Here is a 19,689-nt window from a genome sequence, read left to right as displayed (position 1 = left end):
CTTGCGTATCGCGGCCGTGGCCTAGCTCGGGCCCGCGGTCCTGGGACGCAGCACCTCGCCCAGGGACTCCGCCCGCCAGCGCGCGAGCAGTTCATGGAAGGCGAACGCCCCGTGAGGGTAGGCGGTCGGGCCGTTCGGGCGGCCGCGTCCTTCGGCGTTGTAGTAGCCGGGGGTGCACTCGGCGTGGAACCACTCGTGGTCGGCCGCGCCCTCGGACAGAGCCGCGATCCAGGCGTCCTCGGCCTCGCGGGACGGTTCGACGACGGCGCCCTCGGCCTCGGCGGCGGCGATGAGGGCCGCCGCGTGGACGGCGTGTTCGTCCAGCACATGCGTGTAGTTGACGCTGGCGGCGCTCTGTACGCCACCCAGCTGCACGAGGTTGGGGAAGCCGTTGCCGGTGAAGCCGTGCAGGGTGCGCGGGCCCTGCTCCCGCCGGGCCTCCTGGAGTTGGCGCCCGCCCCGGCCGCGGACCGGCAGCCTGCCCGAGGTGATGCCGGACAGGCCCACGGAGAAGCCGGTGGCGAAGACCAGGCAGTCCAGTTCGTACTCGGTGCCCTCGACCACGACGCCGCGCTCGGTCATCCGCTCGATGCCGTGGGTGTCGGCGGTGTCGACCAGGGTGACGTTGTCCCGGTTGAACGCCTGGAGATAGTGGTCGGAGAACGTGGGGCGCTTACAGGCGTACCGGTACCAGGGCTTCAGCTTCTCCGCCGTCTCCGGGTCGGTGACGATCTGCCCGACGCGAGCGCGGATCTCGTTCATCTTGACGGCATCCGCGACCTCGTAGTCCGCTTCGAAGCCCGCCCGGTCACCTTGGCGCCGGAAGCTCGGCAGCAGTTTCTCCAACAGGCCCGCCGTGGCCGTCCACTGGTCCGCGACGAGGTCTTCCCCGGCGGTCTCGCCGGAGACGATGCGCAGGAAGTTGTCCCGGCGCTCACGTGCCCAGCCGTCCCGGCCGGCGCCGACGTCCTGGGCCGTGGTGCGTCGGTTGGCGCGCACATCGACCGTGGAAGGTGTGCGCTGGAAGACGTAGAGGTGCTGGGCGTCCTCGGCCAGCTTCGGTACGACCTGGATACCGGTGGCGCCGGTGCCCACGACACCCACGCGCTTGTCCGCGAGACCGGAGAGGCCGCCGTCCGGGGTGCCGCCCGTGTAGGCGTAGTCCCAGCGTGATGTGTGGAAGGTGTGGCCCTCGAAGGTCTCGATGCCGGGGATGCCGGGGAGCTTCAGCTCGGACAGGGTGCCGGTGGCCGTGACGACGTACGTGGCCTGGAACTCGTCGCCCCGGTCAGTGGTGACGCCCCAGGTCTCCGATGCGTCGTCCCAGGTCAAGGAGGTGACCGAGGTGGAGAACAGGGCGTCGGCGTAGAGGTCGAACTTCTCCGCGATCCGCACCGCGTGGCGACGGATCTCGTCGCCGGGCGCGTACTTCCACTCCGGGATGTAGCCGGTCTCCTCCAGCAGCGGGAGGTACACGTGGGACTCGACGTCGCAGTGGATGCCCGGGTACCGGTTCCAGTACCAGGTCCCTCCGAAGTCACCTCCCGTCTCGACGACGCGGACCCGCCGGACACCCTGCTGTCGCAGCCGTGCCCCGGCGAGGATGCCGCCGAAGCCGCCTCCGACGACCGCGACGTCCACCCGGTCCCGCAGCGGTTCTCGCTCGGTTGTGTCGCCCGCGTACGGGTCATCGGCGTAGTAGCCGAACTCGGCGGCGGCGCCGAGGTACTGACGGGCGCCGTCGGGCCGTACCCGCCGGTCCCGCTCGGTCCGGTAGCGCTCCCGCAGATCGGTGAGCGCCTGGTCTGACAACGGGTGCGAATTCGCCATGTGGGGGGACCTCGTTCCTTGCGGTTCGTTGCCAAGAAGCCGTCCGAGCCGCTAACTGCACAGGCGAGCAGCGGACTTGGGCAGCCGTGTACTACGGTAACAGGGACCGGACAGTAGTGTCCGGTTGGTGGGGCGGTTGCGCCCGCACACCCCTGGAAGGAATGAGTGATCTCATGCGACGGCTCCCGATCCGGCCCCTTTCCCTGCTCGCCGCAATCGGCGTACTCGCCCTCACCGGGTGCGGCGCACAGACCGCCCGCTCCACCGAGGACCCGGCGGCCGACGCGCGCGGGCAGATGACGATCCGCGCCCAGAAGGTGCTGCGACTGACAAAGGTGCACGCGGAGACGGGCATGACCCTGCTGGAGGGGCCCACCTTCGACGCGAACGGCAAGCTGCTCGTCGTCGACGTCACCGCGCCCGGTGGCCAGCCGAAGGTGCTCAGCGTCGACGTCCGCAAGAAGACCTCGCGCCCGCTGTACACCGACGGTCGAGGCGCCTACACCTCCGCCCAGTTCAGCCCGTACGACGGACGCCTGTACCTGACCGACTTCGCGCACGGCGACATCGTGAGCCTGGCGCCGGACGGCAGCGATCCGCGGACCTTCTTCTCCGGCGAGATCGACGGAGCGGCGATGAACCCGGACGACCTCGCCTTCGACCAGGAGGGCAACCTGTACGTCAGCGACTCGCGCGGCATGTCCGAGGGCAAGGCGATCGGCCGCGTGGTGCGCATCGACCGGGACGGGCAGAAGGCCACCGTCCTCGCGGGCGGCCTGGCCTCGCCCAACGGCATCTCCTTCGACGCGGATCGCCGCGGGCTGTGGATCAGCGAACTCACCGAGAACCGCATCGGCTATCTCCTGCTGGACGACAAGGGCCTGGCGGCCTCACGGCACACCGCCGTCCGGGTCGACGGCGGGCTCGCCCAGACCGACTCGATCGCCGTGGACGCCGACGGCAACCTCTATCAGGGGCTGCACGGCAGGCCCGCCATGATCGTGTACAGCAAGTACGGTGAGCGCCTCGCGACCGTCGAGGTCCCCGCCAGTGCCGCCAAGGGCCTCCAGTCGGCGACCAACGTGGCCATCACCCCTGGGGGGACCAGGGCTTACATGACGGTCAGCGGGCCCGCGGGCGGCTATGTGTACGCCTTCGACGCGCTGGCGAAGGGCACCCGACAGTCCAACGGCGGCTGACGCCGTTCACCCCTCGAAGGGGCGAACCGGTCCCACCTCCATGCCGAGCAGCCGCCAGGCCGCCACCGCACGGCGCTCCCGCTCTTCACGGGTGGGGCCGGTCACCGCGCCCGAGACCATCGCGACCGCGATCATGAGGTCGTCGGGCCGAGCGGTCAGCCGATGGCCGTCCGGCAGATGCCGGCGCAGGGCGCGCTCGACCCGGAGAGACAACTCCTGGGCGTAGGCGGGTACTTCGGCGTGGCTGCTCATGCCCTCGGCGTGCAGGATGCCGACGAACGCGGCGGACTCCGCTTGATGCCAGGTCAGCACACCGAGAAGGTGCGCGATGTCCGCGCCGTCCGCGTCGGCTGCCCGCTCGATCTGCCCGACGTTCTCCTCCAGGACGGCGAACGCCATGGCCGAGCGATCGGGGAAGTGCCGGTACAGCACGCCCTGGCCGACCCCGGCGCGCCGCGCGATGGCGGACAGCGGGGCCTGAAGACCGGACTCCGCGTAGATCTCCCGGGCGGCGGCCACGAGAGCGGCCCGGTTGCGGGCGGCTGCCTTGGGCCCGTCGTTCGCGGACCGCCGTTCGCCGGGTGGGGATTGCGGAGTCATCCCGGGAGGATATCCGTCGCCCCGATCAATCGCCCCGACCAGTCGGCCGGGCCAGGGGGACCGCGATGGGGCCGGCACCCGGGTCCGGCATCGACCCGCACCCGCACCTGTGCCCGGCGCCCTCCAGGACGCCGGGCACAGGTCAGCGGCCGGTCACGGCGCTTTCAGGGAGTACCGATCACCTGACGGTGAGATAGGCGTTGTCGATCGTTCCGCTGTACGTGTTGCCCTCGGTGTCGGACAGGGCGGCCTGGAAGGACACCGTGCCGGGCGTCGCCGGGGGAGTGAGGGTGATGGAGCGCTTGCCGGACGCGCCGGTGTGGACGGTGACGGGGTGCCAGGTGCGTCCGCCGTCGTAGGAGACGCGGACCGAGAGGGACTTGAGGTGTCCCTTGGCCGCGGCCGGGCCGTGCACCGTGACCGGGACCACCGTCTTCCGCCCCGCTTTGGCCGTGGCGGTCAGGCTCAGCTCGGGTGCGAAGCGGACCACGGAGAGCGGCAACGGCTGCGCGGGCCCGGCGGTGTCCACGTGCTGCGAGGTGAAGGTCCAGGTCGCCGTGACCCTGTCGCTCACCTTGTAGTCCCGCAGGCTGCGCCGAGTCTCGTTGGTCAGCGTGAACTCGGTCTTCTCCTCGGGAAGTCCGGTCAGTACGCCGTAGTCGCACGGATCGCGGGGGACGTCGAGGTAGGTCCTGCCGCCCGCGGTGAGCTTGGCCGTCTGCTCGCCCTCCAGCGGGTACACGTAACGCCCGTCGGAGAGCAGCGAGTTGCACAGGGCGTAGTTGTCGCCCGAGCGGTAGCCGCCGATCCAGTTCGTGCCACCGGAGACCTGCGGTCCGAAGACGGCCTTGTTGTACGTCTCGCGGTAGGTGCGGCCCGACTTGTAGCCCGTGGCGTTCACACTGTTGGTCACGGAGTACGCGTAGGGCCCGCCGGGGCGGTAGAGGCTCAGGCTCATGTTCCAGCGCAGGCCCTGGTCCGCCGACACATAGACCGCCGCGTGACCGGTCGGCGCCGGGATGCGCGTGCCGAGCGTGCCGGTGTCGATGCCGGTCAGCTGCGGGAAGCCCGGGGTCTCCCACTGGCCGCCGGGCACCGCCTCGGTGCTCTTGACGGTGGAGCCGATCGCCAGGTCGAGCTTGGCCAGCGAGGACGGACGGACCGTGTGGACCAGCCCGTTGAAGAAGGATCCCTTCCGGCCGACCACGATGTGGTACTGCGGCTTGCCCGCACCCGGCGCGGCCCGCACCCCGGTGACCTGGGCCATGAAGCTGTCCTGCGGAGCGCTCGGACCCACCTGGGCGAGCGTGGTGCCGGTGAGGGACGCGGCGATGCCGTAGTCGTACGCCCGCTTGCTTCCGTTGGTGGCGAACCGGACGAGGGGATAGTCGCCGGAGACCTCGGGGGCGGGGGCCGTGATGGTGACCTTCTTGCCCTTGCGCTGGTCGAAGACGAGCGAGGTGTCCTTGGTGAGGTTCACCTCGGGGGCGACCTGCATGGAGTACTTCTCCTGGCCGTCCCAGATGAAGTCGTCCATCAGATAACGGCCCTTGGGCAGCCGTACGGTCACCTGGTAGTCGCCGTCGGTGTCACGGTCGTACGGGAACCGCAGCTTGGCGGCCGACTTGGGGACCACGGCGACGAGGGCCACGGCGGGCGGCCGGCCGTCCAGGCCGACGGTCTTGACGGTGAGGTCGTACGACTCGACCTCGCGCACGACGAGTGCCGGGGTGCGCAGGACGGTGTGGCCGTCGGCCGAGGCGGCGGTCACCGCGCCGGAGTGCACACCGTCCGGCCCGGCCGTGCGGGTGTCCGCGGTGGCGGTGGCCGTGGCGGTACCGCCCGCCGGGACGGTGAGCGTGGCCGGCGAGACGGTGAACATGCCCGCCGTACCGGCCGCCGTGAGGCTCAGGGTCACCGGTGCGGCACCCGTGTTGCGGTAGGTCAGGGTCCTGGTGACCGGGGTGTCGTCGTCGTGCGGCCAGAGCTGGGTGCCGAAGTCGAGGGACGGCGGATCAGCGACGACGGCCTCGGTGATCGCGTGGGTCAGGTCGACCCGGCCGGAACCCTGTTCGTACGCCGTCAGCCCGGCACCGGACCTGGCGGAGCCCATCAGCGCGGCCTTGATGCGCTCGCCTGACCAGTCCGGGTGCTCCTGGGCGAGGACAGCCGCGGCCCCGGCGACGTGCGGGGTGGCCATGGAGGTGCCGGACATCCTCACGTAGCCGGCGGTACCCGCGTCCTCGCCGATCGTGCCGTGCTCGGCCTTGGCGGCGACGATGTCCACACCGGGCGCGGAGATGTCGGGCTTGAGCCGGTCGTCGGCCGTCGGGCCCCGGCTGGAGAAAGGGGCCAGGACGTCCTTGCGGTCGACGGCGGCCACGGTGAGCGCGGCGGCGGCGCTGCCCGGGGTGCCGACGGTCTGCTCGGCGGGGCCCTCGTTGCCCGCCGCCACGGCGAACAGCACTCCCTTGGACGCCGACAGGCTGTTCACGGCCTGTTCCATCGGGTCGGAGCCGTAGGCGTCCGTGCCGCCCAGGCTCATGTTGACGACCTTGGCGCCCTGGTCGACCGCCCACTGCATCCCGGCGATGATGCCGGACTCCGAACCGGAGCCGTCGTCGCCCAGCACCTTGCCGTTGAGCAGCCGCGCACCGGGAGCCACGCCTGTGTACCGGCCGTCGGACGCGGCACCGGAGCCGACGATGGTCGACGCCACATGGGTGCCGTGTCCGAAGTGGTCGTCGGTGTCGGGGAAGTCGGTGAAGTTCTGGGAGCCGGCGATCCTGTCCTTCAGGTCCGGGTGGGTCGGGTCGACTCCGGTGTCCAGGACGGCCACCTTGACGCCCTTTCCGTCCCAGCCGGCCTTCCAGGCGTCGGGCGCGCCGATCTGGACGGTGCCGGTGTCGTCACCGGGCGGGCCCTCGGCGGCCCGCGGGTCGGCCTCGACCTTGCCGTCGAGCCAGACCCGGTCCACGCCGGGCGCGGTGGTCAGCGAGTTGGCGGACCGGGTGCCCGGGGCGGTGAGCGCCCGCCAGAGTTCCGCCGTGTCCTTCTTGTCGGCGACCAGCAACTGGCCGTGCACAGCGGGCAGTTCGCGTCGCACCTGGGCGTCCGCCGCCTTCAGTGTCCGCTCGGCTCCGGCGCGCCGGCTCCGGTCGCCCCGGTAGGAGACGATCAGCGGCAGACCGGCGCGATGCTCGTCGTCGTAGCCGTCCGCCATGAGCCGTGTGATGTCGAACAGCCGGCGGTCCAGTCTGCCGCTGTTCAGCAGTGTTATCGCGTCGGCGGGGACGACGAGGGTGTGGCCGCCCGCCACCTGTGTGCGGTAGCCGATCCGGCCGCGGCCCTCGCCCCGCCGCACGTCGACGATCCGCCCCGCGCGATCCACGCCGACGGTGTCGCCGGTGATCAGCGTGACGTGCGATACGCCGACCGCGGAGCCGGTCGGCGGACTTGAGGTGGCCGTAGAAGTGGGAGCCGTGGACGGGGCAGCCGTGGAAGGGACGGCCGTACCGGCCAGGCCGGCGACCGCCAGCAGTGCGGCGGTGCCGTAGGTGACCACCGGGACGCGTCCGGGCAGTCGCTGTCTGATCCGTTTCCCGGAAGGGGGCCGGTGCATCGAACGATCTCGCAAGGGGGTGACTCTCCTGTTCCAGGTGGGTGGGGGGTGACGGTGCGTCCCCTGGGGCGAGGGAGAGTCTTGGTGCGCCGGGCGTTGGTCAGTACCCTTCCGGACCTCTGAACAATGCCGTTGCCCCGCACGTCAGTTGGGGTGTGCACCGCACCGGCCGACCCGGTCGCCGCCCCTCCCCGGCGACCGGTGAAAGGAGCAGTCCGGTGGGACGACGTGAGAAGCCGGTGGACCCCGACGCCGGTCCGGTCCAGCGGCTCGCCCACGACCTGCGGGTGCTCCGCGAGAGGGCGGGCGGACCCACCTACCGTGCGATGGCGGGCCGGACCCGGTACTCGACGAGCGCGCTGTCCCAAGCGGCGGCCGGGGATCAACTCCCCTCGCTGGCACTGGTCCTGGCGTACGCCGAGGCCCTGGAGGCGGACGCGGAGGAATGGGAGGAACGCTGGCGGCAGGCGCACCGGGCCGTCGAGCGGTCCCGCCAGGACGGGGAGGCCGTACCGCCGTACCGGGGGCTGGCCCGGTACCAACCGGGCGACCGGGACCTCTTCTTCGGCCGGGACAACCTGGTCGGCGCGTTACTCGACCTGGTGCGGGAGCACCGGTTCGCGGCGGTCGTCGGACCGTCGGGGAGCGGGAAGTCCTCACTGCTGCGGGCCGGGCTGATCCCCCGGCTCCAGCAGGCCGGGGCCGACGCCGGACCCGCGGTGATCCGCATCCTGACCCCGGGCGCCCGGCCGGCCCGGTCGCACACGGCGGCGCTCACACCCCAGGACGCGGAGCGGGACACCTGGGTGATCGTCGACCAGTTCGAGGAACTCTTCACCCTGTGCCACGACAGCGGGGAACGCGACCGCTTCCTCGACCTGCTGCTGACGGCCCGGCGGCCCGCGAGCCGACTGCGGGTGGTCGTGGTGCTCCGCGGGGACTTCTACGGTCATTGCGCCGCCCACCGTGAACTCGCGGACGCCGTGAGCCGGGCCGGTCTGCTGGTCGGGCCGATGGACCCGGCCGAACTGCGGGAGGTGATCACCGGACCGGCGGCCGCGGTGGGGCTCAGTGTCGAGCACGCGCTGACCGCGAGGATCGTTGACGAGGTCACCGGACGGCCCGGCGCACTGCCCCTGCTCTCGCACGCCCTGCTGGAGACCTGGCGGCACCGCCGCGGCCGGACCCTGACCATGACCGCCTACGAGGAGGCGGGCGGCGTGCACGGGGCGCTCACCGCCACCGCCGAACAGGCGTACGCCGAACTGTCCCCGGCCCAGGCCCGAATCGCCCGCCGCGTCCTGCTGCGCCTCATCACCCCGGGCCAGGGCACCGCCGACACCCGCCGCCCGGCCGCACACACCGAACTGGACACCGAGGCCGGGGCGTCGGGACCCGGACAGGAGGTCACGGCCGTCGTCGAACTCCTCGCCGCCGCCCGCCTGATCACCGTGAACGACGACACCGTGGAGTTGGCCCACGAAGCCCTGATCGACGGCTGGCCCCGGCTGCGCGACTGGATCGAGGAGGACCGCGAGCGGCTGCGCGAGCAGCACCGGCTCACGGAGGACGCCAGGGCCTGGGAGGAACTGGGCCGCGATCCCGGGGCCCTGTACCGGGGGACCCGGCTCAGCCGGGCCGAGGAGCTTTTCGCGGCGGGCGCGGCGGGCGCGGCAGATGAGGAGGACGAGGGTGAGGGGGATGATGAACTGACCCGCTCGGAAAGGGCGTTCCTCACCGCAGCGCTCACCGCCCGCGCCGCCGAACGGACCGTGGCCACCCGCACCACCAGAAGATTCCGCGCCCTCACCACCGCCCTCTCCGCACTCCTCGTGCTCGCGCTCGCGGCGGGACTGCTCGCCTGGCAGCAGAGCCGGTCGAGCGAGCAGGAACGCGCCAAGGCCACCGCGCGCAGCCTGGTGACGGTCGCCGACGGACTGCGCTCCTCCGACCCGCGCACCGCGACCCTGCTCGACCTCGCCGCCTGGCGGATCGCCCCGCTCACCGAGACCCGCTCGGCGCTGCTCGGCGCGCTCTTCCAGCCGGAGCGGAGCACCTTCACCGACCCGGACATGGGCGAGGACACCATGCGGTACCTCACCGACCACGGCCGCACCCTGCTCAGCACCGCCAACGGCCGGACGGTACTGCGGGACGTGACCGGCCAACGCCCGCCTGTCCAGGTCCAGTTGCCCAAGGACACGGCGGTGTCCGAGGTCAGCCCGGATGCCCGGACCCTCTATCTCGCGGGCCCGCGGGGCGAACAGCTGTGGGACCTCGACTCGGGGCGAGCCGCAGCGGACCCGCGCATCCTGCGCAAGGCGGTGATGCTGGACTTCGACGCCGACGGGCACAGCTATCTCCTCGGCACACCCCGTACCGCCACGCGGCCGGGCACCGTCCAACTCCGCAGGCTGGGCGAGGAAAAGGCCCGCTTCGAAGTGTCCGCGCCCGGTGACGGGTCGCTGGCCGCGGTCGGGGACGCCGGCCGGCTGATGGCCGTCTGCTTCTCGGACGGCTCCCTCAGGGTGTGGGACACCGAGCGCCGAGCAAGGATTCGGGGGCCGTGGGAGCGCGCCGCACAGGAACGCGCCTGCGGAGTCGGCCTGCACCCGCTCCGCTTCAGCCCCGACGGCAAGCTGCTCGCCGTGGTGTCGCACACCGGTGTCTGGGTCTGGGACCTGCCCCGCGCGCGCCTCCGCACCGACCTGGAGAGCGCAGGCGACACCGGCTTCGCGGACGTCGGCTTCACTCCCGACGGGGCGTTCCTGGCGACGGCCGACGACCAGGACCTCGCGGTCTGGCGCCTGACCTCACCTCCGGTCCGGGTCTTCCGGCGACCGCTGGCCGGTGAGGTGGTGCGCGGTCTCGAGTGGGACCCAGGCCCTGGCTGGACGCTGCGGGTCCTCGTCGGGGCGACGGTCCGCTCGTACGACCTGAGCGCCGCACTCACGCCCCGCTGGCTCACCTCGCCGGCGGACTCGGCCGTGCTCTCCCCGGACGGCACCACCCTCGCGACCGTCGACCGTTCGGCGGGCGCCACCCGCTGGACGCTGCGCTCCACACGGACCGGTGCCGTCCGCTGGACGAGGACCGCACCGGCCGCGCGGGATGCCCTGCCGCCACCGGCGTTCAGCCCGGACGGCCGTGCGGTCGCGATCAGCGAGCCCCCGTCCGCGTCCGGATCAGGGCGGCAGCGGATCACCGTATGGGACGCGGAGGAGGGAAAGGCTCGGGCCTCGGCCCACATCCCGGCGACGGAGGGAGGCGTGCCCGTGTCCCTCGCGCTCGGCTCGGGCGGCCGCACCCTGGTCGTCACGGTCGCCGCGCGCCACGGCAGCCTGGTCGAGGTCTGGAAGCTCGGTTCCGGGCGTCTGCGCATGACGGACACGGTGCCGGGATTTCGCGGCGCGGCCCTCGCCCTACGCCCCGACGGACGGCTGCTCGCCGGATCGGGGGACCAGTACGCCCGGTTGCCCTCGGGCCCCGTCACCGGTCGGGCGCTGGGTGAGGGCAGGGAGGTGAACGTGCTGGCGTTCGGCTCGGACGGCACCCGTCTCGCTGCCGGTGACTCCTCGGGCCGGGTGACGCTCTGGGACGGTGACCTCGGCCACCCCGTGGGTGTCGTCGCCGGTACCTCCACCACCGTGCTTCCCGGCTCCCCGGAGGCCGTGACCGCGCTCGCCTTCTCACCCGACGGCCGCACCCTCGCCGTGGGCGGCCGACTGGGGACCCTCCAGCTCTGGGACGTCGCCTCCCGCCAGTTCCTCGCCGCCCTGCCCACCCCCGGCGAGGAGATCCAGTCCCTCGCCTTCGGCCGGGACGGCGACACGGTGTACGCGAGCAGCCGGCACGTTCCGCTCCAGAGCTACCCGATCGACCCGGAACGGGCGGTCATCGGCATCTGCGCCCGCCTCGGCTCCACCGGTCTCTCCAGGGCCGCGTGGAAGGCGTATCTTCCGGACATCCCGTATCGGAAGGTCTGCGGTGAGGGCCCCGGTGGGCCGCGAAACAGGTATCCGTTGAGCAGAACTGCTCAAGACGCGGGACGAGCGCCCGGCGGAGGCTGAGCGGCAGGGGTATTTCCCTGCCCCGGAGTACTTGACGAAAGCACTGAGTACGTGCGAAACCCCGGGGGAGACGCAACCCCGGGGTTTCGAAGGGTAATTCGGAATCCGCTGTCCGGTCAGGAGCGCCAGTAGTTGTTCGCCGCCGCGATGGTCTGGAACTCCAGCGCCACCACCTGGGTCGCGTGCATGAGGCTTTCCGGGGTCGTGGAGTAGTTGGGGCGGCCGCCCTTGAGGATGTCCAGGTCGGGCTGGATGTTGTGGACGGTGTGGCGGGCCAGGGTCAGAGCCAGGGCTCGGCCCTCCTCGGGGGTGGCGGTGAGGAGGGAGTTCCCGGGGACCAGGACGAGACCTTCGTCGGGTACGCGTGTCATGGCGCCAGTTTCGACGGAGCAATGGGGGCGGCTATTGTGCGACACGCAATATTGGAGCAAAGGGGTGAGATGTGAGGGGAAGCCCCGCGCGGAGCGGAAGACCAGTCATTTACCCATGTCGCGGGAGGAATCAATGTCCCGTTCATTTGATGGCGGGCGCTGTTTCGGCATGATCCTTCGAGATACGGCACTGCGGGTGTCACTCGCCGCCTGCCTGCTGGCCGACCTCTCGGCCTGCGGTGCGGCGGGCGGCGAGATCCGGTCCGAGGGCCCGGCGCCCTCCCGCATCCCCTGGACGGGACCGGTGTACGCACTGGACTGGCAGTCCCTCGCCTGGCCGCGCCCCGACACCATGGACCTGACGGCCGACACCGTCCTGTGGGGTGTGAAGTGGCACGACTGGGGTTCCCCGCGGGCCACCGGTACCGGTTCGGTGCTGGATCTGGCCTGCCGATCGGGGTGCCCGCACGGCGACTACCCGCACTACGCGGTCACGATCGTCTTCAGCGGGCTGGTCAAGCGCCAGTACGCGGCCTACTACAGCCACGCGGCCGTGACCCCCGTCCACCCGCCGGCGCCCGGCTGGGCGGAGGACGTACGCGGAGTGGCCCTTCATGTCCCGAAGCCCTGAAACCTGTACCGAAGCCCTCACACCTGCGAAGCCCTCACACCCGTACCGAAGCCCTGACAACGTTGCCGACCCTGGGGAGAGCGACCATGCACGAGATCCTGCTCGTCGAGGACGACGAACTGATCCGTGAGGCCACCCGGCTCACGCTGGAGCAGAACGGCTACCGGGTCCGTACCGCGGCCGACGGTGTGGCCGGGCTCGCGGAGTTCCGGGAGCGGCGGCCGGACGTGGCGGTGCTGGACATCATGATGCCGGGGCTCAACGGGGTGAGCCTGGCGGGCCGGATCCGCGAGGAGTCCGGGGTGCCGGTACTCCTCATCTCGGCCCGCAACGACCCGGTGGACGTGGTGATGGGCCTGGAGGCGGGCGCCGACGACTACGTGACCAAGCCGTTCGACGGCTCGGTGCTGGTCGCCCGGATCCGCTGCCTGCTGCGGCGCGTGGCGCCCGTCGAGTCGGCGCCCCAGGGCCAGGAGAAGACGCTTCAGGCCGCACCCTTGTGCTTCGGAGACCTGGAATTCTGCCCCACGACCCTGGACGTACGGCGCAACGGGCGCCCACTCGCCCTGACCACGACCGAGCTGAAGCTGCTGCGCGAGTTCGCCGCCGCGCCGAGTGCCGTCCTCACCCGTGACCTGCTCCTGGAGCGGGTGTGGGACTACGCCTGGTCCGGTGACACCCGGGTGGTGGACGTCCATGTGCAGCGGCTGCGCGCCAAGATCGGCCGGGAGCGGATCGAGACGGTCCGCGGCTTCGGCTACAAGCTGGTGGCCCACGCCAAGTGAACCTCGGTACGAAGGTCGCCCTGGCCGTGGCCGCCGCGGCGGTGTCGGTGTCGGCCGTGACCGGCCTCCTGGTGCACCACCTCACCGCCGGGAACCAACTGGGCACCGCGCGCTCGGAGTTGGACGTCCGGCTGATGAGCGCCGCCTACGACTACGCGGCCGCCCGCAAGTCCCCGGCCCGCCTCAACCCGCCCGACCTGCCCGGCCCGGTGGCCCGCGCGGTGCGCGACGGGATCCGCGTGACGTATCTGCGGGACGACACGCTGTGGGCGGCCACCCAGGTCTCCGGCGGCGAGGTGCTCGCGCTGTCACGGTCGTACGCCCCGGAGGAACGGGCCCTGGCCACCCTGGACCGGACGTTGGCCGCGGTGGGAATGGCAGCGACCCTGCTGGTGTCCCTGGCGGGGCTGTTCCTCGGGATGCGGATGGGCCGCCGGGCCAGGACGGCCGCCCGCACCGCGGAACGCATCGCCAACGGCGACCTCGACGCCCGGGTCCGGCCCGGCGGCCGGGACGAGATCGCCCGTCTCTCCGCCGCCGTCGACACCATGGCCGACGCGCTCGGCGCCCGCCTGGAGGCGGAGCGCCGGGTGACCGCCGACATCGCGCACGAGCTGCGCACCCCGGTCGCGGGCATGTCCACGGCCCTCGGCCTGCTGCCGCCCGGCCCCGCCACCGAGCTGTTCGACCGCTCCGTGCGCAACCTGCGCGCCCTGGTCGAGGACGTCCTCGAAGTGGCCCGCATGGACGCCCTGGTGGCCGTCCCGGACACCGAGGAGCGACAGGTGAGCGCCATGGTCCGGCGGGCGGTGTCCGGTCTGGAGGGGGTGGAGGTCCGGGTCGTGGCCGACGCTGTCGTGACGACCGACCCGCGCCGCGTCGAACGCGTCCTCGCCAACCTCGCCTCCAACGCCCTGCGGCACGGCGCCCCACCGGTCCAGGTCGAGGTGGACGGCCCGGTCGTCCGCGTCCGCGACCACGGCGAGGGCTTCCCGCCCGACATGTTCGCGGTCCTGCACACCTCGGGACCCCAGCGTTTCCGTACGACCGCCCCGGGCACCGGAACCGGTCTGGGCCTGACCATCGCCGTCGGCCAGGCCCGGCTGCTGGACGCGGACCTGACCTTCCGCAACCGTCCGGAGGGCGGGGCGGAGGCCGAGCTGAGACTGCGGGCCGGGCCCCCGGAGTGAGCCCGCGGGCCTCCCCGGCTCAGCGCACCACCGCCAATTTCCCGACGGCCGCGGGACGGGTGACCGACTCCTTTCCGAGGCTCTTCAGAAGGATCGCCGTGCCGGCCGTGACCACGATCCCGGCGGCGAGCGCGAGCCCGTAGAGCAACGGCTCGCCGATCTCCCCGGCCGCGAACACCCCGCCGTACAGGGCCTTCTGCGTGGTGGTGAAGGTCATCGCGAGGCTGCCGGTGACCGCGCCGCCCGCCATGGCGGCCGGGAGCACCCGCAGCGGATCGGCCGCCGCGAAGGGGATCGCGCCCTCGGAGACACCGGCAAGACCGAGCAGCCAGGCGACCTTGCCGTACGACCGCTCGGCGGGGGCGAACACCCGGCCGCGCACGATCGTGGCCAGCGACATGCCGAGGGCCGGGACCGCTCCGGCCGCCACGACGGCGGCGACCACGCTCAGGTTGTACGGGGTGGCGACGCTCAGGCCCCCGGCCGCGAAGGAGAAGGTGGCCTTGCTGACCGGGCCGCCGAGGTCGCAGCAGACGAAGACGCCGAGCACCAGTCCGAGCAGTGCGCCGTGGCCCTCCGTGAGCCGGGTCAGCAGGCCGTTCACGCCGATCTGGAGGTCGGCCAGCCAGTCGCGCACGAGCCCGTACAGCACCACCGAGGCCACCAGCGAGGCGATCAGCGGTTCGGTCACCGTTCGTTGGGGCAGGGCGAGGCGCCGTAGGCCGAGCACACTCGCGCCGACGAGCAGTCCCGTGGCCAGACCGCCGAGGAAGCCGCTGTCCAGGTTCATGGCGAGCAGTCCGCCGACCGCGCCCGGGACCAGCGCCGCCCGGCCCGCGACGCCGTACGCGACGTACACGGTGAGGGCCGGGACCACGAACGCCAGTGCCGTGGAGCCGGACCGGATCATGAGCGTGGCCCAGCTGTCGGCGCTCGTCCAGGCGAAGGACTGCTCCATCAGCTGGGCGGCGTTCATGCTGATCTTCCAGCCGCTGATCAGGTAGGCGAGGGCGAGCAGCAGCCCGCCGACCGCGACGAAGGGACCGAGGTGCCGGATGCCGTCGGTCAGCAGGCGGCCGAACCGGACGCCGATGTGCTCACCGGATGCGGCGCCTTCGTTCATGGGGACGGTGTCGTGGGACATGGGGAGGCTCCAGAGGGCGGGGCGGAGAGACATGGGGGAGAGACGGGGCCGGCCGGGAGGCGGCCGGCCCCGGGGCGAGCTAGGGGGTGTTGCGGTTCCGGATGGTCATGACCGTGTCCGTGTCGCCGTAGCGGCGCGCCGTGTCGATGTCGACGCCGATGCTGTAGCTGGTGATCTGCCCGTTGCAGTGGTCACAGGTCGTCATGAAGCCCGAGATGATGCCCATGGCGTTCACCGGGCTGGTGACGGGCTGGCTGCGGTCCCGGTAGACGGTGTCCACGTAGATGGGCCCGCCCGAGTCGCCCTGCTGGACCGTCTTGTTGTCCCAGCCCATGTTGTAGTGCCGCATCAGGAAGCCGCCGTGCTGGAGGCAGACGTCGGTCCCGGCGTAGCAGATGTGCACGCCGGTGGTCTGCACCACGACGTTGCCTCCCCACTGGAAGCTGGTCTGACCGCTCACGTGGACGCCGTTGTCCCCGGCCACCGGCATCTCCCAGCCCACGACCGAGGACTGGGTCTGGCTGGTGGAGCTCGCCCCCGTGTACATGTTGTAGCTGTAGCAGCGGTTGTGGAACGGACAGGCGGAACTGCCCAGGGAGCGGTTGTACGACAGCGTCTCCACGTCGGCTTCCGTGTCGCGGTGGGTCACCGTGCCGACGTAGTTCCGGCTCCACTCGTAGTTGTGCATGATCGAGCCGGTCTTGGAGCAGTGCGCGGCGGTGAGCATCTCGCCGGTCTGATGCTCGTTGCGGTCCGGGTAGGACCACACGGCGGGGCCCCCGGTGCACTGGCTGCCGCTGGTGTTGACGATGGAGAGCCCGGAGTAGAAGGCGGGCGAGTCCGTGAACCGGGTGTAGGCGGCCTGAACGCTGCCCTGCCGCACCTCGATGGCGCCGGGCGCGGTCCTGCTCGCCGAGTCGGTGACGTCCTTGGGCGCGTCGGAGAGAAGGGCGACCTTGTCGCTGGCGCCGTCGTACAGGACCGCGAATCCGTACCGGACGGCGTTCTTGTCCCAGGTGCGGGAGGTGAGCCGGCCGGAGATCCGGTCGATGTCCTTGGTCGTGAAGCGGCTCACCTTGATCTCGGGCCGTACGCCGGAGTCGTCCGTTGTGGACAGGGTGGAGACGGTCTTCGGCGCGTCCGCGGGGACCACGATGACCGGCCTCTTGGTGTTCTGGTCGTACAGCGTGTCCAGGGCGTGCTGCCGCTGGGCGAGCTTGCCGACCTCGGACCACTGGGAGGGGCTGATCGGACTCTTGTCGGGGATGCCGACGACGGCGGTCCTGGTGGTGGGGGTGGCGGGATCGCCGGTGGCTGGGGAGACAGTGGCGGGGCCGGTGGTGGCCGTGGCCAGGGCGACGGCGGGCGCGCCGAACGCCAGCAGCCCGGTGGCCGTCGCCGTCAGCGCCAGCCTGGTCAGGCTCTCTCTCGTACGCACAGCTTCTCGTTTCGGTGGGAAGTGGAACGGCCACCAAGAAACCAAGGAGGTGTAACGGTGCCCCGGCCCTGGCGTCTCCGCCGCCGATCGGAATCGATGGGCCGCTGTTACACAAGGGCTTCGGGGTGGTCCGGCAGCGGGCCCACGTCCGTCCGGTAGCCGACGCCGCGTACGCTCTCGATCCGCAGCACCTCGCCGAACTTGCCGCGCAGCGTGGACACATGCACGTCGAGTGTCTTGGTGGAGCCGAACCAGTTGCTGTCCCAGACGGCGGCCATGATCGCCTCCCGGGGGAGCAGTTCCCCCATGCGGTCGGTGAGGAAGGCCAGCAGGGCGAACTCCTTGGGGCGCAGGGCGACTTCGGCACCGTCCAGGAGGACACGCTGTGCGCGCCGGTCCACGGTCAGCCGCCCGTACACACCGGGTTCCGAGGCCGTGCCGGCTGCGAGCTCGCCCCGCCGTCTGCGTTGCACCGCCCGTACCCGGGCCACGAGTTCGCGCATCAGGAACGGCTTGACCAGGTAGTCGTCCGCGCCGAGTTCCAGTCCGACGACCTTGTCGGTCTCGCTGTCGCGTCCGCTGATCATGATGAGCGGCACATCGCCGCGCGCCCGCAACTCCCGGCAGACGTCCAGCCCGTCGAGGTCGGGCAGCCCGAGGTCCAGCAGGACCAGGTCGGGCTCGGGCGCGGCGAGCGCGGCCCGGCCGGTCGCCGCCCAGGTGACGTCGTATCCGTAGCGGGTCAGACCGCGTCGCATGGCGTCGGCGGTGCCGCGGTCGTCCTCGACGAGCAGGATGCGCAAGGGAGTTGTCCTCAGGGGTGGTCGGCGCCGACGAGGTGGCGGGGAGTGGGACGGACGAGGCCGGTCTCGTAGGCGAAGATCACGGCCTGGACGCGGTCGCGGGCACCGATCTTCGTGAGAATGCTGCTGACATGGCACTTGACCGTGGTGCGCGCGATGGACAGATGGTCGGCGATCTCGAAGTTGCTCGCCCCGGTGGCGACGGCGGTCAGCACCTCACGTTCGCGTGCCGTGAGAGTGCCCAACTCGCAGTTCTGTACGGACGTTGGCGCGTACTGGAGGACGGTGTCGATGAGCGCGCGGGTGAGAACGGGCGAGATCATGGCATGCCCGGCGGCGAGGGCCCGTACCGCCGCGGTCAGTTCTTCCGGGAGGGCGTCGTGGAGGAGGAAGCCGTCGGCGCCCGCGGCCAGCGCGGCGCAGGCTTGGGCGTGATCGGCGGTGGTGGCCAGGAGCAGGATGCGGGGGCGGGGGCGGGATGATGCGGCTTCCTCTGACGTCGTGAGGCCACGGATCGCGCCGAGGCTGTCGGTGAAGTCCTGATGGGCACTCAGCACGGCGACGGTGGGCCGCAGTTGGGCCGCGAGGCTGATCGCTTCCTGGCTGGTGGCGGCCTCGCCCACGACGGTCACGTCCGGCTGGGACTCCAGGTGCAGTCGGTGCCCGAGGCGTCTGAGCGCCTGGTCGTCCACGACGAGAACGGTGATCATGTGGGCGTGCCGGTGTCCGAGGTCATCTGAGGGCTTCCGGGGGTCTTCTGGGGGGTGGGGTCAGACGGGCCTGACGAGGCCGACGTCATACGCGAAGATCACCGCCTGCACGCGGTCGCGGGCGCCGGTCGCGGTGAGGACGCGGCCGACGTACGACTTGACGGTCTCCCCCGTGAGACGGAGGAGACCGGCGATCTCCTCGTCGGTGGCGCCAATGGCCAGCGCGGTGAGGAGCTCGCGTTCGCGCGGGGACAGTTGGGCGAGCCGGTGCTCCTGCGCGACGGCGCGTCCGCCGGGGGCGGGTCGGGTGTGGGCGTCGATGAGTCCGCGGGTGACACCAGGGGAGACGACGGAGTCGCCGAGGACCATCGCGCGGATGGCGCCGACGAGTTCGTCGGGACGGGCGTCCTTGAGGCAGACCCCGCCGGCTCCGGCGCGCAGGGCCTCGTACGCGTACTCCCCGTGGTCGGGGGTGGTCAGGACCAGGACGCGGGAGCGGCTGTCGGACTCGGTGATCCGGCGGGTGGCCTCGACGCTGCCCATGCCCGGGGTGCGGACGTCCAACACGACGACATCGGGGCGGAGTTCGGCGCTCATCCGGACGGCCTCGCCGCCGTCGGCGGCCTTCCCCACGACGGTCATGTCGTGCTGGGCGTCCAGGAGCCCGCGCAGGCCGGGGTGCCGGGGGTGCCGGTCACCGACGACGAGGACGGTGGTCATACGGGGTGCTTCTCCAGAAGGGTGGGTCGTGGACGTACGCCCGGTGCTCACTCCTCGGTCAGCAGCTCTGTGTCGAAGCCTGCCTCGGCCATCCGGTGCGCGAGTCGCCGTAGATCGTCCGTGGAGTCGTCCACGAGGAGCAGGCCGAAGTCCACCGAGTCGAGGACCTCCAGCAGAGCGCGCAGCTGGTCCGGGTCCTCGTCCTCCAGGAGCAGCGCGGCGTTGTGGAGCACGAGCGTCACGGGGCCCGTGTCATCGTCCTCGGTGACGTGGCGCAGGCACTTCCCGAGCGAGTCCCAGCTGTGCGCGAACAGCTCGGGGAAGCCGAGTACCGTGCTCCACTCGGCGAACAGATCGATGGTCGTGCGGCAGTACGTCCCGCGGATCTCGTGCGCCGACGCGGGAACGGCGTCTAGGTCGGGCAGCGGCCGAACCCATGGTGCGGTGATGTTCATGATGTCCTGGTCGGTGTGTGTCGGGAGGGGGCGCTGATCGGGGTGGCGCGCGACTGAAGCGTCGCGCTGGCCCTGTCAGCCTCCGCATCACAGCAACCGTGTGTCTCAACGGATCTGCGGC

The 19,689-nt window shown here is 71.6% G+C and carries 15 protein-coding genes; 5 read left to right on the top strand and 10 right to left on the bottom strand.

Annotation, left to right across the window (positions count from 1 at the left end):
• Window positions 1-21 precede the first annotated feature (21 nt).
• Window positions 22-1,830, bottom strand: a complete 1,809-nt coding sequence (locus G3I78_RS08140; RefSeq protein WP_164422174.1) for an NAD(P)/FAD-dependent oxidoreductase — start codon at window positions 1,828-1,830, stop codon at window positions 22-24.
• A 173-nt stretch (window positions 1,831-2,003) separates the two neighbouring features.
• Here G3I78_RS08140 and G3I78_RS08135 point away from each other — a divergent pair, with 173 nt between their 5' ends.
• On the top strand, window positions 2,004-3,029 hold the full coding sequence (locus G3I78_RS08135) for an SMP-30/gluconolactonase/LRE family protein (protein WP_164422173.1): 1,026 nt from the start codon (window positions 2,004-2,006) through the stop codon (window positions 3,027-3,029).
• A gap of 6 nt (window positions 3,030-3,035) precedes the next feature.
• Here G3I78_RS08135 and G3I78_RS08130 read toward each other — a convergent pair whose 3' ends face one another.
• On the bottom strand, window positions 3,036-3,629 hold the full coding sequence (locus G3I78_RS08130; RefSeq protein ID WP_164422172.1) for a TetR/AcrR family transcriptional regulator: 594 nt from the start codon (window positions 3,627-3,629) through the stop codon (window positions 3,036-3,038).
• Window positions 3,630-3,807: 178 nt separating this feature from the next.
• Window positions 3,808-7,266 carry a S8 family peptidase gene (locus G3I78_RS08125; RefSeq protein WP_164422171.1) on the bottom strand — a complete coding sequence of 1,153 codons (3,459 nt, stop codon included), beginning with the start codon at window positions 7,264-7,266 and terminating at the stop codon, window positions 3,808-3,810.
• A gap of 203 nt (window positions 7,267-7,469) precedes the next feature.
• Between G3I78_RS08125 and G3I78_RS08120 the strand changes: the two genes are divergently transcribed.
• Window positions 7,470-11,321, top strand: coding sequence for a hypothetical protein (locus G3I78_RS08120; protein WP_343243680.1), 3,852 nt, complete (start codon window positions 7,470-7,472; stop codon window positions 11,319-11,321).
• Between the two features lie 116 nt (window positions 11,322-11,437).
• Here the strand turns inward: G3I78_RS08120 and G3I78_RS08115 are convergent, their stop codons facing one another.
• Entirely contained in the window at window positions 11,438-11,692 is a 255-nt protein-coding gene (locus G3I78_RS08115; protein ID WP_164422170.1) for a hexameric tyrosine-coordinated heme protein, read from the bottom strand.
• A gap of 169 nt (window positions 11,693-11,861) precedes the next feature.
• Between G3I78_RS08115 and G3I78_RS08110 the strand changes: the two genes are divergently transcribed.
• The 3 genes from G3I78_RS08110 (at window position 11,862) to G3I78_RS08100 (ending at window position 14,298) form a co-directional block, all read left to right on the top strand.
• Window positions 11,862-12,323, top strand: coding sequence for a hypothetical protein (locus tag G3I78_RS08110; RefSeq protein ID WP_164422169.1), 462 nt, complete (start codon window positions 11,862-11,864; stop codon window positions 12,321-12,323).
• A gap of 86 nt (window positions 12,324-12,409) precedes the next feature.
• A complete protein-coding gene (cseB, locus tag G3I78_RS08105) occupies window positions 12,410-13,108 on the top strand; it encodes a two-component system response regulator CseB (RefSeq protein WP_164422168.1) in 699 nt (232 codons plus the stop codon).
• Window positions 13,105-14,298, top strand: coding sequence for a HAMP domain-containing sensor histidine kinase (locus G3I78_RS08100; RefSeq protein ID WP_164422167.1), 1,194 nt, complete (start codon window positions 13,105-13,107; stop codon window positions 14,296-14,298). The genes cseB and G3I78_RS08100 overlap by 4 nt, the downstream gene beginning before the upstream one ends.
• Before the next feature lie 19 nt (window positions 14,299-14,317).
• Here G3I78_RS08100 and G3I78_RS08095 read toward each other — a convergent pair whose 3' ends face one another.
• The 6 genes from G3I78_RS08095 to G3I78_RS08070 all read right to left on the bottom strand — a co-directional run bounded on the left by G3I78_RS08095 (window position 14,318) and on the right by G3I78_RS08070 (window position 19,568).
• Complete coding sequence (locus G3I78_RS08095) at window positions 14,318-15,442, bottom strand: fructose-specific PTS transporter subunit EIIC (RefSeq protein WP_164422166.1); 1,125 nt, start codon at window positions 15,440-15,442, stop codon at window positions 14,318-14,320.
• Between the two features lie 79 nt (window positions 15,443-15,521).
• On the bottom strand, window positions 15,522-16,880 hold the full coding sequence (locus G3I78_RS08090) for a hypothetical protein (RefSeq protein ID WP_164422165.1): 1,359 nt from the start codon (window positions 16,878-16,880) through the stop codon (window positions 15,522-15,524).
• A gap of 107 nt (window positions 16,881-16,987) precedes the next feature.
• Window positions 16,988-17,683, bottom strand: coding sequence for a response regulator transcription factor (locus G3I78_RS08085; RefSeq protein ID WP_164422164.1), 696 nt, complete (start codon window positions 17,681-17,683; stop codon window positions 16,988-16,990).
• Window positions 17,684-17,694: 11 nt separating this feature from the next.
• Window positions 17,695-18,393: a response regulator transcription factor gene (locus G3I78_RS08080; RefSeq protein ID WP_164422163.1), complete on the bottom strand. Its 699-nt coding sequence runs from the start codon at window positions 18,391-18,393 to the stop codon at window positions 17,695-17,697.
• Between the two features lie 60 nt (window positions 18,394-18,453).
• The gene (locus G3I78_RS08075) at window positions 18,454-19,113 is read right to left on the bottom strand and encodes a response regulator transcription factor (protein ID WP_164422162.1); all 660 of its coding nucleotides are present in this window, start codon (window positions 19,111-19,113) and stop codon (window positions 18,454-18,456) included.
• Window positions 19,114-19,160: 47 nt separating this feature from the next.
• Window positions 19,161-19,568 (bottom strand): barstar family protein, encoded by a 408-nt coding sequence (locus G3I78_RS08070; protein WP_164422161.1) that lies wholly within the window; start codon window positions 19,566-19,568, stop codon window positions 19,161-19,163.
• Between the last annotated feature and the right edge of the window lie 121 nt (window positions 19,569-19,689).

The organism is Streptomyces sp. SID13726 (assembly GCF_010548375.1).
GTDB lineage: Bacteria > Actinomycetota > Actinomycetes > Streptomycetales > Streptomycetaceae > Streptomyces.
Note: the sequence above shows the minus strand (reverse complement) of the source record. Positions and strands in the feature narration are given on the sequence as shown.

Excerpts from the sequence above, each read along its gene's own strand:
- G3I78_RS08130 (WP_164422172.1), bottom strand. The coding sequence starts at position 3,629 with ATGACTCCGCAATCCCCACCCGGCGAACGGCGGTCCGCGAACGACGGG.
- G3I78_RS08115 (WP_164422170.1), bottom strand. The coding sequence starts at position 11,692 with ATGACACGCGTACCCGACGAAGGTCTCGTCCTGGTCCCCGGGAACTCC.
- G3I78_RS08110 (WP_164422169.1), top strand. The coding sequence starts at position 11,862 with ATGATCCTTCGAGATACGGCACTGCGGGTGTCACTCGCCGCCTGCCTG.
- G3I78_RS08075 (WP_164422162.1), bottom strand. The coding sequence starts at position 19,113 with ATGACCACCGTCCTCGTCGTCGGTGACCGGCACCCCCGGCACCCCGGC.
- G3I78_RS08135 (WP_164422173.1), top strand. The coding sequence starts at position 2,004 with ATGCGACGGCTCCCGATCCGGCCCCTTTCCCTGCTCGCCGCAATCGGC.
- G3I78_RS08080 (WP_164422163.1), bottom strand. The coding sequence starts at position 18,393 with ATGATCACCGTTCTCGTCGTGGACGACCAGGCGCTCAGACGCCTCGGG.
- G3I78_RS08095 (WP_164422166.1), bottom strand. The coding sequence starts at position 15,442 with ATGTCCCACGACACCGTCCCCATGAACGAAGGCGCCGCATCCGGTGAG.
- G3I78_RS08140 (WP_164422174.1), bottom strand. The coding sequence starts at position 1,830 with ATGGCGAATTCGCACCCGTTGTCAGACCAGGCGCTCACCGATCTGCGG.
- G3I78_RS08070 (WP_164422161.1), bottom strand. The coding sequence starts at position 19,568 with ATGAACATCACCGCACCATGGGTTCGGCCGCTGCCCGACCTAGACGCC.
- cseB (WP_164422168.1), top strand. The coding sequence starts at position 12,410 with ATGCACGAGATCCTGCTCGTCGAGGACGACGAACTGATCCGTGAGGCC.